We start from the raw sequence: 15,404 nt of genomic DNA, 5'->3' as shown, positions 1-15,404 counted from the left end.
CGGCCGATGGCTGGTCTCCCTCTTTGTTTCTGCGCAATTCCGGACGGAAAACCGTTCCACACTTTTCCTGGAATTGCTCTGGATCTATTGAACCGTCAGCTCGGCTCGCGCGCCGGCCCTGACCGTTACCGTGCCTTCTTTCGAGCTGTTGTCCGATTTCTCCGAAACCACCGCATAGTCGCCGGCCGACAGGGTGGCTTCATACTTCTGGTCATAGGCGTAGCCGACCGACTTGCGGGTTCCGTCGATGGCCTTCCTGGCCTCGAATATCTCGATCTTCGAAGCCCCTGGCGCGGTTATCGTCAGCATACCGGCGTTCATCGCGATCTTCAGATCCTGATGGTCGCCAACCTTCAAGCTGAAGGGCTGCTCGGCCACTGCAAGGTCGACGGTCGCGACCATTACATAATCGTCGGGCGGCAGATCGAACTTGCTGTCCGGACCGTAGGCATAAGTCACCTCCTGCCTGGTTCCGTCGACCTGCTTTTTCGCCTGGAGCACCTTGAAACCGACGCCGGAACCCTCGGCCTTGTCGCCGCCGGCAGCATAATAGGCGTTGGCGACGATACGCCCGACGCCGACGATGATGTCCTTGTCGATGACCCTGCCAGCGGCAAGCGGGATCGTCTCGGAAACCATGCCCTGGCCGATCGTGACCGTCACCTTCTGGTCACCGGCAGGCAGCACGACTTTCGTGTCGCCGTAGTAGGTCGGCGGGGTATCGACGCCGGGATAGCCGATTACGACAGCCGCGCCGTCATCAACGTCCGCTCCTTCGCTTGGCCTGGGGTGGATGACCAGCGTGCCGGCATTCAGGTTGAAGTGCGGCTTGGCGACCTGGCCAGGCTCTATCTTGATCTTCTGTTCGGCCCTGGCCTCGCCGGCACGCGCGACGACGATATAGTCGCCCGGCTCCAGATTGCCCTTGTAGGTGCCATATTCGGTCGTGACGGGATCGCCACGCGTGCCGTCGGAATTCGCCTTATAGATCTCCCAGGCATTGCCGTCGGTGACGGGATCGCCACCCTCGGCAAGCACGACGGTGGGCACGAAATTGGGCTCCGCCGGCTGGGCAGGCGCCGGCTGGGGAGCAGGCTGCGGGGCGGGAGCCGGTTCAGTGACGGGTGGCGGGGGCGCGACGGTCTCGACGAGGGCATCGTGCAATGCCTTTTCATCCGATGCTTCGACATATTTGCCGCCGGTGTTGTCGGCGAGGCAAGCGACCTGCTTGCCTTCGGCAGCCGTCAGCCCAAAGCCGACGACATTGACGGTGAAGTCGACGCCGGCAGCCTCCAGTTCCTTGCCCAGCGCACAGGGGTCGCCATTGCATGTCTCGATGCCATCGGTGATGAGAACGACCGTCGCCTTGTCCTCGGTGTATTTCAATGCCTCCGCCGCTTGCCTGACCGCGGCGGTCAGCGGCGTCTTGCCCTGAAATTTCAGGCTGTCGGCCGCGGCTGAGATCGCACTTGCCGAGCCGGCCTGTGGTGGCACGATGAGTTCGATGTCGTCGCAACTGGCCTTCTCGCGATGGCCATAGGCCATGAGGCCGATTTCCTCGTCGGCCGGGACCGATTGCAGCACGTTCCGCAGCGATTGACGGGCGATTTCGAGCTTGGGCTTGCCGTCGATCTGCGCCCACATCGAGCCGGAGGCATCGAGAACGACGATGACGCGATCGGCGGCGAAGCCTAACCCCGTCATCCACATCAGCAGGGCTGCCGCAGCGGCGCTCCGCACGAATCCCGCCATCCAATATCTCCCCGTCAGTCGCCGCCGCTCGGCGCCGGAAAGCTATTTGACGCTGCGTCGCGACACAAGCCCGGGCGGAGCACGAAGCTCCGACGACTCTGCAAAAACCTTCAATAGGTCGTGCGGCGTTCCTCGGAAGGCGGCCGGCCGAATTGCAGCCGGTAGCTCTGGGCAAAATAGGAATGCGAGGTGAAGCCGGTGGCGATTGCCACGTCGAGGATCGGCATGTTGGTCTGGCGCAGCAATTCGCGCGCCCGCTCGAGTCTGAGCCGCATGTAATAACGCCCGGGCGTCACGCTGAGATGGCGCAGGAACAGGCGCTCGACCTGGCGCACCGACAGGCCCGCCGACTTGGCGAGCTGTACCGCCGACAGCGGCTCGTCGAGATGGTCGGCCATCAGCTCGACGATGCGCCGCAGCTTTTCCGACTTGCCGGTCAGGTCGCGCTCCGGGCCGACGCGCTGGCGGTCCCCGGCCGAGCGGATGCGCTCATGCTGGAACTGGTTGGCGACGCCATTGGAGAGGCTCGAGCCGAAATCGCCGCGCACGATCTCCAGCATCAGGTCGATCGAGGTGGTGCCGCCGGCGCAGGTGTAGCGCTTGCGGTCGATCTCGAAGACGTTGCCGGTGCAGTTGATCTCCGGAAAGCGCTCGAGGAAACCGGCGCGGTTTTCCCAATGGATGGTGCAGCGATAGCCATCGAGCTGGCCTGCCTCGGCAAGCAGATAGGAGCCGACCGACAGCGCGCCGAGCGCATTGCCGCGCCGGCCCCAGCTGCGCAGCGCTGCCAGCACCTTGCTCTTGCCGGGAAATTCCGTCGTCAGCCCGACCGAGACGAACAGGATGTCGACCGGCGGCAGATCGGCAACGGCGTAGTCGATCTTGAGCGGCAGGCCGTTGGACGCCATGACGGCATCGCCGTCGGCCGACACCGTCGTCCAGCCATAGAAATCGCGGCCGAGCAGCCGGTTCGCCGACCGGAACGTGTCTATTGCCGCCGCCAGCGAGAACATGGAGAACTTATCGACCAGCAGAAACCCGAACTGCCGGCCGCCCTGAACGGGATCATTGGTGACCGGCCGCTCTAAGGGAACAGTGAGGTTCGGCAAGGACGCTGCTCTCTGGTCAGAAGGAAGGCCGTTTCAACCCGGCTGCGAGGTAGGCGGAAGCTAGCGTGTTGGCCATCAGCATGGCAATGGTCATCGGCCCGACGCCGCCAGGCACCGGCGTGATGGCGCCGGCCGCCTTCGCTGCTTCGGCAAAGGCGACATCGCCGACGAGGCGGGTCTTGCCTTCGCCCTTTTCGGGTGCGGCGATACGGTTGATGCCGACGTCAATGACGGTGGCGCCAGGCTTGACCCAGTCGCCGCGGACCATTTCAGGCCGGCCGACGGCTGCGACCAGAATATCGGCGGTGCGGGCAAGCGCCGGCAGGTCCCTGGTGCGGCTGTGTGCGATGGTAACGGTGCAGTTGGCGGCAAGCAGAAGATTGGCCATCGGTTTGCCGACGATGTTCGAACGCCCGACGACGACCGCATTGAGACCGGACAGGTCCTTGCCGCGCACGCGTTCGATCAGCAGCATCGAGCCGGCCGGCGTGCAAGGCACGAAGGCGGTCTCGAGTTCGCCGGTGCCGAGCTTGCCGACATTGATGAAATGGAAGCCGTCGACATCCTTCTCCGGCGCTATTGCCTGGATGATCTTGCCGGCATCGACATGGCCGGGAAGCGGAAGCTGCACCAGGATGCCGTTGATGGCCGGATCGGCATTGAGCTCGCCGATGATCTTCAACAGGTCCGGCTCGGAGGTTTCGGCCGGCAGCGTGTGCTGAACCGAATGGAAGCCGCATTCCTTGGCGGTGCGGGATTTGGAGGCGACATAGACCTGGCTCGCCGGATCCTCGCCGACGATGACCACGGCGAGACCGGCCTGCCGTCCGCCCTTTTCCGCCAGTTCGGCGGTCAGGGCCTTGACCCGCCGCACCACGTCTTCGGCGACGCTTTTTCCGTCAATCAACTCAGCCATGAACCACCCTCGACGCCTATCGCGTAAGCCTGCCGCGTGAAAGCATCCATGCGGCGCGCTCCAGATATCTTTTATGCAGGCCGTTGCCCAGAACCATGCGCAGGCGGGCGGACATGCAGCGCGGCATTTTCACGAAAATCGAGCCGGGCAATCCCGTCAATGCGCCGTCCCATGCCGTTAACTCGAAACCGGCATGTTTTATTCGACGCTTAGAAATAGCGGCGGCGCGTGCGGTTTTCGGTCAGCTCGCGAACGACCTCGCGGAATTCGCGCAGGCTGGCGCGGATTTCCTCGATCTGGCTTTGCTGATCGGCGGCTTCCGAGGCCTGATTTGCCGCCTTCGACCAGGCTTGAGTATGGGCCGAATGCGGCGTGGGTTGCTGCGGATAAGGTGCCCGACCGGCATAAAGCGGCTGCGGGTGGAACGCAGGCGGCATGGCTGCGCCGGAATTTGTCGCGGCGGAAGTCTCACCGGACGCCATCTCCTCCGGCGCTCTGCCAGGCATGAGCCGGCTCAAAGCCGACAACACGGCACCGATCGGACCAGGACGTTTGGTGCGCGCGACCTCGACCGGCAGAGCGGGAGGCGGCGCTGCCCGGTATGCTGCGTGATCGGCGGAAAGGGCATCGGGGCCGCCAAGGGAGCCAGCGGGATCGAAAAACCGATCGGCCGTTGCAGCCTCTTCCATCAGCATGGTGCCGGCCTTTGGCTCATCAGGATCGGGCTGGCTGATACCGGCGGCTGCCAACAGGATCGGGCTGGCACGCGCTTCGCGGCGCGAGCGGGCGAGACGATGGCGTGTGGGGGCATCCTCGCGCCATGACGGGCCTGCACGGTCCTCTAGCGAAACCAGCGACGCTTCGTCCCCGTCGCGCGCTGCCTCGACGAACGACAGCAGGGACTGCTCGTTCCTCCAGTGTTCATGATTATTCCTATAAGCCATGGTTTCTGGAGCTTTCCCCTCGGGCTGGGACGTAGCGACCGCCACTGGTTAAGCGATGCTAAACAGGCATAGGAAATAAAAGGTTAATTTGGTCGCCGCGCGGCTGCGCGACTACATGTGCATCCCAACCGCAAAGGTCCGGGTTTCGGCCTGATCACGGTCCCAACAGGGCTTCCCCGCCCTGCCGCGAACGTCTATGGGGAAGCCATCTCTATGGGAGGCTTTCGATGACGATCAGGCTTGTTCTCGCCGGTTGCGGCAATATGGGCTACGCCATGCTCTCGGGCTGGCTGAAAGCCGGCAAGCTCGCTCCGGCTGCGGTGTTCGTGGTCGAGCCGAATGCCGAGTTGCGTAAGCGTGCCGAAGCGCTGGGCTGCTCTGCTGCCGCGGATGCCGGTGCCATCCCGGCGGACGCCGTGCCCGCCCTCATCGTCCTTGCGGTCAAGCCACAGGTGATCCGCGACGTGACCGCCGGCTACATCCGCTTCAACGATGGCCGAACCACTTTCCTCAGCATCGCCGCCGGGACGCCGGTCGCCACGTTCGAAGGCATTCTCGGCGACCGCGCACCGATCGTGCGCTGCATGCCCAACACGCCGGCGGCGATCGGCAAGGGCATGATGGTGGTGTTTTCCAACAGCCTGGTTTCCGAGGACACCAAACGCCTTGTCGCCGACCTGCTTTCGGCGAGCGGGCAAGTGGCCGACATCGACGACGAAGGCCTGATGGACGCGGTGACGGCAGTCTCCGGATCGGGGCCGGCGTATATCTTCCATTTCATCGAAGCGCTGACGGTGGCCGCCGAGAAGGCCGGCCTGCCTGGCAAGGTCGCAAAGCTCCTGGCCATGCAGACGGTCTACGGCGCCGCATCGCTGGCCGCCGAAAGCGGCGAGGAGCCGGGCGTGCTCAGACAGCAGGTGACCAGCCCCAACGGCACCACGGCTGCCGCCCTTGCGGTGCTGATGGGCGAGGACCGGCTGACGCAACTGCTCACCGAAGCGGTGGAAGCGGCGCGGCTGCGCTCGATCGAGCTGGGGAAGTAGGGGGCGGGGCTGGAAGCCGTCGGCGGAAGGCCGATCATGCGTTTCAGTGGCAATGGCCACCTGGAGAAAAGCCGCTAAGCAGCGATCCTTCGCGCCCCCCTCTGTCCTGCCGGACATCTCCCCCACGAGGGGGGAGATTGGCAGGTTGGGCGCTTCGCTCACGAACTGCGATGTTGGAGATTGGCGAAAGCCGGCATGACGTCCGATCTCCCCCCATGTGGGGGAGATGTCCGGCAGGACAGAGAGGGGCGCTGTCCCGCCGACGTCAAAGTTTCTGCACCCCACCTACCCCGCCCCATACAGCATCTCGTCCTGCAGCCGGCGCAAGGCGAATAGCCTGGTCGTCGGGTCGGGCGCGGCATTGTCGGCGGTGAGCAATTCGCCTTTCCTCACCGGTTTCAGCACCTTGCCGCCTTCGAGCAGACCGACGGGCACGGCGTGGTGAGCGCGGGCCTCCTCGATCGTCATGGTCCAGGAGCGGTAGCAGGTCTCGCCGATCGCGTCGAACGTCTCGCCTGCCGCCAGATCCCGCTTGGCCACGGCGCAGACCTCGGCCACCGGCCGCGGCAGCGGCACCATGTCGGGCTTGCCGTAAAGCGCGATGCGAGCGGCCGTCAGCGGCACTTCAAGCGAGGTCAGATGGTAGGGCCTGAAGAAGCTGTAATAGGGGCCGTGGCCGATATGCAGATCGTTCATGCGCTCGATGATGCGCGGATGCGTCGCCTCGACGATGACGAAGACACCGGGCGCCACGCCCTTGCCGACGGTGTAGTCCACGACGCCCTTCTTCGACAGGATGCCGCCCTGCTCGCGCGGGATCAGCACCTTGACCAGCTCGTCGCGATCGGCCTTGGGACCGTGCATGCCGGGAACGTCGGGCACCAGCCCGGTGGCGTTGGCAATGGCGCACATCTCGACCATGGTTTTCGAGCCGTCGACGAACTCGACCAGCATGCGCGGGTTCATGTTTCGGCGCAGCGCTTCCGCGCGGTAGTCGTCGGGAACGGCGTCGTGGTTGAGCGGGTTGTTCTTGCCCTTGCCCGCGGAGACGATGGTGTAGCCGAGCGCCGAGGCGAACTCGATCAGCTCCATGCAGCTCGACGGCTCGTCGCCGGCACCGACCGAATAGACGACGCCGAGCCGGTCCGCCTGCTGCTTCAGATAGCAGCCGATGGTGACGTCGGCCTCGACATTCATCATCACCAGATGCTTGCCGTGCTGCATCGCCATCAGGTCGAAATCGGCGGCGACGCCGGGCTTGCCGGTAGCATCGATGACGACGTCGATAAGCGGATTGGTGACCAGCATTTCGTTCGAGGTAATTGCGATCTTGCCGCTTTCAATCGCCTGGCTGACCTTCGAAGCGCTGTCCGCTTCGGCTGCCATCGCCTCGTCGCCATAGGCGATGCGGATGGCGTCACGCGCCGTATGCGGCCGGCGGGTCGAGATCGCGCAAACCGAAATGCCCGGCATCAGCATGCCTTGCGTCACCAGGTCGGTGCCCATCTCGCCCGAACCGATAACGCCGATGCGCACCGGGCGGCCTTCCGCGGCACGCTTGGCAAGATCGCGGGCAAGCCCGGTCAATGCGACATTGGTCATACTGGAACGTCCACTGCTTTTTGATTTGAAGCGGGAATAGCAGGGAACGGCAACCCATTGCCAATCGAAACCGGCCGCGGCCGCCTTTTCCTGTGCGCTATTGCAATTCGGCCAGCAAGGCTTGTGCCTCGGCAAGGTTCTTGGCGGAGCCGGCGGCAAGGTCGTCCATTTTTCGCTCCCTGAAGACGACAAGTGCGTGCTGGCAGACGGCGATCGCTTCCTCGGCCATTGCCTTCTGCTTGCGGGCAGCACCCAGATCGGTAAGCACGTCGCACAGGCTGTCCTCGGTGAAGGCGATGCCCGGCACCGAACCGATCTTCTTCTGCACGGCGATGGCCTCGCGCAGGATCGGCACCGCCTCCTCGAATTTGGCGACATTGTTTTCGGCACGGCCGGCGAGCGTCAGCTGATAGCCGATCTCGTTTTGCAGGCTCGCCCAGCGGTCGGGATCGCGGTCGCGGCCGACCTCGTCTGCCAGCGCCCGGTTGACGGCGACCGCCTCGGCGAACAGAGCCGGCGAAGGCTCTTTCGCGCCGATCATGCCAAGCACATTGGCCAGGCTTGCCTGCGTGCTGGCCCAGGGTTCGGGGGCGCGGTCGCGCGTGCGCACGCTCTGGATCGAGCGATAGATGCCGGCCGAGCGCTGCAGCAGGGCGACGTCGTCGCGCCAGTAGCCCAGCGTCGACAGCGCACTGGCCAGATTGGCCTGGTTGCGCAGCCATTCGTCGGCATCCCTGTCGCGGCTCATCACCGTCAGTGCCGCCTCATAGGCGTGGACCGATTTGGCCATGGCGTCCGGCTCGGAACTGGCGTTTGCCTGCATCATGCGGGCATTGCCGAGGTCGCCTTCGACCGAAGCCCAGAGCGAGCGGTCGGGCAGCGTGGCATAGACGGCCAGCGCCTTTTCATGCGCGGCGGCCGCCTTCTGGTAGAGCGATGGGTCATTGGCGCTGCCAGCAAGGTAGTAATAGGCGCTGCCGAGTTCGTTCTGCAGCTGGGCGTGGTCTTCCGGCACCGTGGCGAGGTCGTAGAAGGGCAGCGCCGCTTCGAGCGCCGTCGCCGACTGGCGGAACGCTTCGCCGTCCTGCGTCCGGTCGCCCAGCACCAGGAGCACGTGGCCGAGGCCCCATTGCGTTGCCGCCCAGGCGTCAGGATCGGCGTCGCGGCTCTGCACCTCGAGCGCCGCGCGATAGGCCGCCGCCGAGCGCTTGAGCGCCTCGTCCGAACCGCCATTGGCCTTGCCGAGCATGGAAAGCGCTGCGCCCAGCCGGTACTGCGTCTTCGCCCAGTCCTTCGGGGCGCTCTGCTTGCTTCGCACGGTGAGCGCTGCATCATAAGCGGCGACCGCCCCTTCGAGCACCGCTTTGTCGCGGGCGCGGTCGCCCCAGGTCGACGAAGTGTTGCCGAGACTGTGCTCGATCGAAGCAAACTCGATTGGAGCAGCGGTGGCGGTATAGATCTGCGAGGCCTCGCGATAGGCGGACGCCGACTTCCGGAGATAGTCGATGCCGGTGTCCCGCTCGCCAAGCGTCGCATAGACCGAGCCCAGATTCTGCTTCAGCGAGGCCCAGTCGAGCGGCAGCTTTTCGCGCGGATATTCAGAAAGTGCGGCCTCATAGGCAGTGATCGCCTTGAGCAGCGCGTCGTTGCCGTCCTGCCTGGCGCCCAGGCGCTGCAAGGCATTGCCAAGCGTCAACTGGCCGTTCGCCCAGCTCGCCGGCGCACGCTCGCGCGTCCAGACCGTCAGTGCCGCCTCTGCCGCCTCCCGAGCGCGTTGCAGCGTGGCGATGTCGCCATTGATCTGACCGATCGATTCCAGCGCCGAGCTCAAATTGTTCTGGATCGTCGCCCATTGCGCCGGGGCGCGCTCGCGCGTCATTTCCTCGGTGGCAGCCTGATAGGCGGCCACCGCCTGCTCAAGCGTCGGCACGTCTTTTTCACGCTCGCCAAGGCGAAACAAGGCCGCGCCGAGATTGACCTGGCTCAACGCCCAGTCGAGCGGGACACGCTCCCTGCGGTATTCGGTCAGCGCGGCGCGATGCGCTTCGATCGAAGCGCGGAAACTGTCGGTCGTGGCCTGGCGCTCGCCGATCTCGGATAGCACGATGCCGAGATTATTCTCAGTCGCCGCCCATTCGAGCGGCATTTTTTTCGCCGCTTGCACCGCGAGCGCCGCGCGAAAGGAGGCGACCGCCTTGTCGAGCAGTGCGGTACCATTCTCGCGCTGGCCGAGCCGCCAATAGACGGTGCCGAGATTGCCAAGCGTCGAGGCCCAGTCGTCCGGATCGGCGTCGCGTGTGTAGACGCTCAGCGCCTGGTCGAAGGCGGCAGCCGCCCTGTCGAGGTTTTCGCGACCGGCCTCGCGTTCGCCCAGCGTCGAGAGTGTGGTGGCGAGATTGTTTTGCGTGGCCGCCCATTGCCGCGGACTGTTTTCGCGCGACACATAGGTCAGCGCCTTTTCATAGGCAGCGACCGCCTGCGCCAGAAAGGCGTTGTCGCCAGAGAAAGAACCGTGCGCGGAGAGCGCCTGGGCCTCGGCTGCCTTGTAGAACCAGGCTTCATGGTCGTCCCATTTCTCGACCTGCTCATAGGCCTTGGCATAGTCCTGGGCTGCCGCCTGATAGCTGAAGGAAATTTCGTAGGTTTTGGCGCTGTCGCCGAAGACCTCAGCAAACTCGAAACGACGCGCCTTGAGGTCGGCTTCGGCCTGGTCGACGGTCTTTGATAGTTCGCCAACGCGGGCCTTGGCCTGTTCATGGATTTTCTGCGCTGCTTCGAGTGCGCCTTCCTGCACCGCCTGCTCGGCCAGTCTTGAAAGCCGCACGATTTCCGGATCCTGGCTCTTCAGCGTCGCCTGCTCGGCCAGCACCTGTTTCAGCCGCTCGGTCTGGCCACGCAGCAATTGGTCGAGTTCGGCCGCGCCCCTGGGTGTCTCGGTGCCCAGCGTCTTCAACATGGCGTAGAGCGCGTCCATCGGTACGCCGCCATCGCGGGCGATCGTCTCGATCTGGCGGCGTTGCGGGTCGGGCAACGTCGAGATCGTCACCAGCAGCCGGCGGCGCTCGCTGAGGATCTCGCCCTCCTCGCCTTTCGGCACCTCGGCGGGCGTACCGAAATAGAGCAGCCGGCGCAGGCTCTCATTGACCCACGGCCGCTGCCGGCCGCCGGTCTTGAGATAGACCTCCTCGCCGATCATGCGCAGCACGGTGCCGAATTCCTCGCCGCCCATCGTGTCGATGTGACGCAAAATGGCTGCCGCATAGGGGCTGTTGCCATCGGCGGGACCGTCGAGGGCCACCTTGCCGGGCTCGGCGGCAAAACCGATGACCTGGCCCAGGCTGTCATCGGCCGAACCCTTGGCCGGCGCGCTGCCGTTCAGCGCCACGACGCTGCGCGTTTCGCCGAGGCCGCCGGCGCCGATCGGCTTGCCCGCTTCACCCGGCTCGAGTTTCAAAAGCGTGCCCGGTGGAAACGGATCGTTGCGGCAGGCATCGAGCAGCACGATGGTGACCGGCACCTTGGCCTTCAGCTCGGCCACGATCGACGACAGCGGCACCAGATTCTCGCCGGCATCGTCGAGCGCTGTAATGTCGGCATCGACCGGCACCAGGAAATTCTCGCCGCCGGCTTCGATGCCGTGGCCGGAATAGTAGATAATGGCGACGTCGGCACCCTCGGCATCGTCGACGAAGCCTTCGAGGTCACGCCGCAATTTGCGCGCGTCGCGATTGGTCGCGACATCGGTTTCGAAGCCGAGCCTGTCGAACATCTCCTCGATGGCGCGGGCGTCGTTTTCCGGATTGGGCAGCTTGCCGACGTGCTCATAGTCGGACTGCCCGATGACGAGCGCGACGCCTTTCAGCGCCTTCGGCTCTTCAGCCCGCGCAGGAACCAGCGCGCACAAAAGTGCAAGCAGCGCGGCAAACGCCACGCTTATGCGCCCCGTTGCCCCTGGAAACAGCATCGTCGCCCACCCCAAACCCAGCGCGCCATCTTCCGCAACGGCATGGCATCATGATGGCCGGCGCGTGGCAAGTGTTCGGGCAAGAGGTGTTCTTGTCGTGGGGACGGGAGGCAGGAATGTCATGCTGTTCCACGCCCCCTCCTGTCCCGCCGGCCTCTCGCCCCTCGCCCAGCGCTGCGCCGCCGCTACTTGTTTGTTGACAGGCATGCGAGGCCCACATGTGGATTTTGGCAGCAGAGGGCTGGAGGCTTCTCAAGCAGAGCGTCCTCGGCTTCATTGATGACAATGCGCTGAGCCATGGGGCGGCGATAGCGTTTTATGCCACGACCTCGCTCGCGCCGATCCTGCTCATCATTGTCGCTATCGCCGGCATGGCCTTCGGGCACGAGGCGGCGCAACTCGCGCTTTCGGCACAGATCGCCGGCCTGATGGGGCCGCAAAGTGCCGAGCTGCTGCAGGCGACGATCGAAAACGCTTCGCAGAAGGAAGCGGGAACCGTTGCCAGCATTCTGGGGCTGGTCACGCTGTTCGTTGCCGCATCCGGCGTGTTCGGCGAGATGCAGCTGGCGCTGAACGAAATCTGGAAAGTCAAACCGAGCGGGGCAACGATTTCACGGCTGGTCCGGGCACGCATTGCAAGCCTGGGCCTGGTCGCCGCCCTCGGCTTTCTGCTCTTGGTGTCGCTGGTTGTGAGCGCCGTGATTTCGGCGCTCGGAGACATCATCAACGCCTATCTGCCGTTCGGCACCATCATCCTGAGCGCCATCAACGGGATCGTGTCGTTTGCCCTGATCACGCTGCTGTTTGCCGCGATCTACAAGGTGCTGCCCGACCGCAGCCTGCAATGGCGCGATGTCGGCATCGGCGCGGTGGTCACCGGGTTTCTGTTCACCATCGGCAAGTCGCTGATTGGCTGGTATATCGGAACCAGCGCCATCTCATCATCATACGGCGCGGCCGGCGCCCTGCTCGTCGTGCTGTTATGGGTCTATTATTCGGCGGAGATATTTCTGCTGGGCGCCGAATTCACGCGAGCCTATTCGGTTCGACACGGCAGCCGGTCCGATTTGAAGAACAAGGTGGAATCGCATCACAAATGAATTCACGCCGATATTCGACCTGGCCGGTAAGGTGGTGCTGGTCACCGGCGCCTCGCGAGGCAGCGGAGGCAGCGGCAGGCGGACTGCACCGATCAAACCTAGTGTCCAGCTTTCTCATTCATTGCCGGCGAGCCAACGGACCATGTTCGCCATCAGTCTTCCGTAGAACGGCCATCCGAGGAAATCCTGCGAGAGCCAATGCGGGCCGATATCGGTTGCCCAGGCAATCGTGCGGCCGCGGCCATGGCTGCCGACGGCAAGGAGCGGCCAGTCGGTGCCGCGATGGTGGCAGGTCGCCAGAAGCCGGGACGAACTGTCGCGCCTGAATTCCAGCTTGTTCATGCCGAGAATCGGCGGCAACGGCCCCTCCACCCCGGAAAAAATCGGATGTGACGACTGCAGGATGGAGGCCTGCAGTCCTTGCGGCACCTCCATGCCGTCGCAGTAGGGCAGGCAACGGACCGGCAGAACGTCCTCGACCGGGGTGTCGTGGAAACGCGCTGTCCCGAACATGCCCTGAAAGCCCATATAGCCGCCGGCCAGCATCAGACCGCCGCCAGCTTCGACATAGGCTTTGAGCAGATCGAGGCGGTTGACGCCGACACGCCCGGCGCGGGCATCCGGCGTCACCAGCAATGTCAGGGCGCCGACATCGGAGATCACCACCGCCTGATATTGGGCGAGCCCATCGAGGTCATAGGGAAACTCCGCGCTGCAACGCTCGCCGCCGATCTGCGTGACGGCGATGCCTTCAGTGGCCAGCGCGGCATTGAAGGCCGTTGCACCATTTGTCGAGGCCGCACTTGTAAGCACATCACTACCGATGGCGACCGAGGTCGTCGCCGCAAAGGTTTCGCCTGCAAGCAATATCTTCATTGCCGTCCGCACTGTTTTCATTCGAGAGGTTTTAGGAAGGGCGCCGGATGGACCGGCGCCCCTAGAATTCAAGATCTATAGGATCAGAACTTGAACTCGGCCAGATTTTCGGGGGTCACGATCTTGGCCGGACCAAGGATCAGTTCGCCGCCGGCGCCAATCGTGTATTCGCCGAGCCTGCCTGCCGTGAACTTCTCACCCTCCTTGCCGGTGATCTTGCACTGCGCAAGCGCCTGGGCCGTCTGATAGGTAAGGTAGCCAAGATCGGTGACGTTCCACCAGATATCCTGAGCCGCCCCGTCCTTGATGTATTTCGAGATCAGAGTGGCCGGCGCGAGGCCGGTCAGCTTGACCTTGCCGATCATGCCCGCCTCCTCGAGTGCTCGCGCGGCCGCCGGAAGGCCGATGCCAGCCGGGACGATGATCACCTTGAGATCCGGAAACGCCTGGACCAGCGCCAACGCCTGTTGCTGGTTGATTTGTTCGCTTTCTTCGCCATAGGCCACCTGCACCAGCTTCATCTTGGAGAACTTCGGCTCGGCCGCCATCTTCGCCTTCATGAAGTCGATCCAGGCGTTCTGGTTGGTTGCCGTCGGCGTCGACGACAGGATCGCGAATTCGCCTTCACCGCCGCTGAGGGCGAATGCACTTTCCAGCATCATCTCGGCGAGACTGTCGCCCTTCACCTGATTGACAAATGCCGCGCGGGCATCGGCGGCCACATCGGAGTCATACGAAATCACCCTGACGCCCTGCTGAACGGCGCGCTTCAGCGCAGGCGCAACGGCATTGGCGTCGTTGCCGGCGATTGCGATGACCCCGACCTTCTGCGACACGAGGCTGTTGATGAATTCGATCTGCGCCTCGGCGGTCGCCTGCGATGGGGCGACCTGGGTAGCGGTGCCGCCAATTTCCTTGGCTGCCTCTTGTGCGCCTCCGAAGGCCACTTTGAAGTAGGGGTCTGTGTCGAGCTTGGGCAGGAAACCGACCGTTACGGGTTCCTTGGCGCACTCCTGGCTGAAGGCCAGCGACGTTGGCGCAAGCAGAACCGCGGATGCGAGCAGGGCTAATCTAAACGCTTTCATTGTGACTCCTCCGTCAAAATTCGGGCTTGAAGGAAGGGGCCCGAGATCACCCCTTTGTCTCGCGCATTGCGCGGGATCTGCTGAGCATCTCCTGTGTGGAGCGCCAGTAATTGCCGACCAGCAGCGAGCCGATCAGAAGCAGGCCGATAATCATGCCCTGCGCGTCGCCACCGATCTGGTTCAGCGCCAGCACGTTGCGGATGATGGCGATCAGGACCAGTGCCAGCATGACGCCGGTCAGGCGGCCCTTGCCGCCAAAGACGCTGACGCCGCCAAGCAGCACGATGGTGATGACGTCGAGCTCCATGCCGAGCGCATTGTTGGCGCGGGCGTTGGAAAGGCGCGCGGTATAGACGATGCCGGCTATCGCCGCGACGACGCCCGAGACGACGAACAGGTTCAGCACCATCCGGCGCGTGTTTATGCCGGAATAGCGCGCCACTTCAGGGCTGCCGCCGAGCGCGTAGATGCGCTTGCCGGTCGGCGTCTTCTGCAGCACGACCGCAAAAACCGGCGCCAGCACCAGGAAGGGGACGATGGTCCACGGTATCTCGGTGCCAGGCAGGCTGTTGATGCCGAAATCGACGACCGCGGGCGGCAGGATGTTGACCGAGCCGGTGCCGAGCAGGATGTAGCCAATGCCTCTATAGAGCGCCATGGTGCCGAGCGTCACAACCAACGACTGCAGTCCAAGGCCCGAGACCAGATAGCCGTTGAAAGCACCGAGCAGGCCGCCGATGGCGAGCGTCAGCGGGATTGCGGCAAGCGTCGGCACACCGGCCTGGACCAGCAAGCCAAAGACGACGGAGGTCAGCGCCAGCACCGAGGCGATCGACAGGTCGATCTCGCGGGTGATGATGAGCAGCGTCATCGGCAGGATCAGCAATGCCTTTTCCGAGGCGCTGGCGGCGAGCTGCGAGAGATTGAAGCCGGAAACGAAATTCGGCACGAAGATCGCGGCATAGAGGAAGATGGCCAGGCAAGAGGTCGCCAACAGCAGATCCCGAAGTCGA

At 64.1% G+C, this 15,404-nt stretch carries 11 protein-coding genes; 2 read left to right on the top strand and 9 right to left on the bottom strand.

What is annotated here, in order from left to right:
- Positions 1-84: 84 nt before the first annotated feature.
- From AC0L2Y_RS22195 to AC0L2Y_RS22180, 4 genes are all read right to left on the bottom strand, one after another.
- The gene (locus AC0L2Y_RS22195) at positions 85-1,752 is read right to left on the bottom strand and encodes a vWA domain-containing protein (RefSeq protein ID WP_473559510.1); all 1,668 of its coding nucleotides are present in this window, start codon (positions 1,750-1,752) and stop codon (positions 85-87) included.
- 110 nt (positions 1,753-1,862) lie between these two features.
- Positions 1,863-2,861, bottom strand: coding sequence for a GlxA family transcriptional regulator (locus tag AC0L2Y_RS22190; protein WP_473559508.1), 999 nt, complete (start codon positions 2,859-2,861; stop codon positions 1,863-1,865).
- A 16-nt stretch (positions 2,862-2,877) separates the two neighbouring features.
- Positions 2,878-3,777 (bottom strand): bifunctional methylenetetrahydrofolate dehydrogenase/methenyltetrahydrofolate cyclohydrolase FolD, encoded by a 900-nt coding sequence (folD, locus tag AC0L2Y_RS22185; protein ID WP_473559506.1) that lies wholly within the window; start codon positions 3,775-3,777, stop codon positions 2,878-2,880.
- 209 nt (positions 3,778-3,986) lie between these two features.
- The gene (locus AC0L2Y_RS22180; RefSeq protein WP_473559504.1) at positions 3,987-4,721 is read right to left on the bottom strand and encodes a hypothetical protein; all 735 of its coding nucleotides are present in this window, start codon (positions 4,719-4,721) and stop codon (positions 3,987-3,989) included.
- A gap of 227 nt (positions 4,722-4,948) precedes the next feature.
- Between AC0L2Y_RS22180 and proC the strand changes: the two genes are divergently transcribed.
- Positions 4,949-5,764, top strand: a complete 816-nt coding sequence (proC, locus tag AC0L2Y_RS22175) for a pyrroline-5-carboxylate reductase (protein WP_352488299.1) — start codon at positions 4,949-4,951, stop codon at positions 5,762-5,764.
- A gap of 285 nt (positions 5,765-6,049) precedes the next feature.
- Here proC and AC0L2Y_RS22170 read toward each other — a convergent pair whose 3' ends face one another.
- Both AC0L2Y_RS22170 and AC0L2Y_RS22165 read right to left on the bottom strand, forming a co-directional pair.
- Positions 6,050-7,366 carry an NAD(P)H-dependent oxidoreductase gene (locus AC0L2Y_RS22170; protein ID WP_473559502.1) on the bottom strand — a complete coding sequence of 439 codons (1,317 nt, stop codon included), beginning with the start codon at positions 7,364-7,366 and terminating at the stop codon, positions 6,050-6,052.
- Positions 7,367-7,463: 97 nt separating this feature from the next.
- Positions 7,464-11,297, bottom strand: a complete 3,834-nt coding sequence (locus AC0L2Y_RS22165; RefSeq protein WP_473559501.1) for a caspase family protein — start codon at positions 11,295-11,297, stop codon at positions 7,464-7,466.
- 251 nt (positions 11,298-11,548) lie between these two features.
- Between AC0L2Y_RS22165 and AC0L2Y_RS22160 the strand changes: the two genes are divergently transcribed.
- Complete coding sequence (locus AC0L2Y_RS22160) at positions 11,549-12,430, top strand: YihY/virulence factor BrkB family protein (protein WP_352488295.1); 882 nt, start codon at positions 11,549-11,551, stop codon at positions 12,428-12,430.
- A 114-nt stretch (positions 12,431-12,544) separates the two neighbouring features.
- Here AC0L2Y_RS22160 and AC0L2Y_RS22155 read toward each other — a convergent pair whose 3' ends face one another.
- The 3 genes from AC0L2Y_RS22155 to AC0L2Y_RS22145 all read right to left on the bottom strand — a co-directional run bounded on the left by AC0L2Y_RS22155 (position 12,545) and on the right by AC0L2Y_RS22145 (position 15,385).
- Complete coding sequence (locus AC0L2Y_RS22155; RefSeq protein ID WP_352488293.1) at positions 12,545-13,306, bottom strand: glutamine amidotransferase; 762 nt, start codon at positions 13,304-13,306, stop codon at positions 12,545-12,547.
- 83 nt (positions 13,307-13,389) lie between these two features.
- Positions 13,390-14,391, bottom strand: coding sequence for a rhamnose ABC transporter substrate-binding protein (locus AC0L2Y_RS22150; protein WP_352488291.1), 1,002 nt, complete (start codon positions 14,389-14,391; stop codon positions 13,390-13,392).
- Positions 14,392-14,437: 46 nt separating this feature from the next.
- Positions 14,438-15,385 (bottom strand): ABC transporter permease, encoded by a 948-nt coding sequence (locus AC0L2Y_RS22145; RefSeq protein WP_473559498.1) that lies wholly within the window; start codon positions 15,383-15,385, stop codon positions 14,438-14,440.
- Positions 15,386-15,404 lie beyond the last annotated feature (19 nt).

It is taken from the genome of Mesorhizobium sp. WSM4830 (assembly GCF_055811495.1).
This window is presented reverse-complemented; position numbering and strand designations above follow the sequence as displayed.

Coding starts and splice junctions, on each gene's coding strand:
- AC0L2Y_RS22155 (WP_352488293.1), bottom strand. CDS start 13,306: ATGAAGATATTGCTTGCAGGCGAAACCTTTGCGGCGACGACCTCGGTC.
- AC0L2Y_RS22160 (WP_352488295.1), top strand. CDS start 11,549: ATGTGGATTTTGGCAGCAGAGGGCTGGAGGCTTCTCAAGCAGAGCGTC.
- AC0L2Y_RS22195 (WP_473559510.1), bottom strand. CDS start 1,752: ATGGCGGGATTCGTGCGGAGCGCCGCTGCGGCAGCCCTGCTGATGTGG.
- folD (WP_473559506.1), bottom strand. CDS start 3,777: ATGGCTGAGTTGATTGACGGAAAAAGCGTCGCCGAAGACGTGGTGCGG.
- AC0L2Y_RS22150 (WP_352488291.1), bottom strand. CDS start 14,391: ATGAAAGCGTTTAGATTAGCCCTGCTCGCATCCGCGGTTCTGCTTGCG.
- AC0L2Y_RS22170 (WP_473559502.1), bottom strand. CDS start 7,366: ATGACCAATGTCGCATTGACCGGGCTTGCCCGCGATCTTGCCAAGCGT.
- proC (WP_352488299.1), top strand. CDS start 4,949: ATGACGATCAGGCTTGTTCTCGCCGGTTGCGGCAATATGGGCTACGCC.
- AC0L2Y_RS22180 (WP_473559504.1), bottom strand. CDS start 4,721: ATGGCTTATAGGAATAATCATGAACACTGGAGGAACGAGCAGTCCCTG.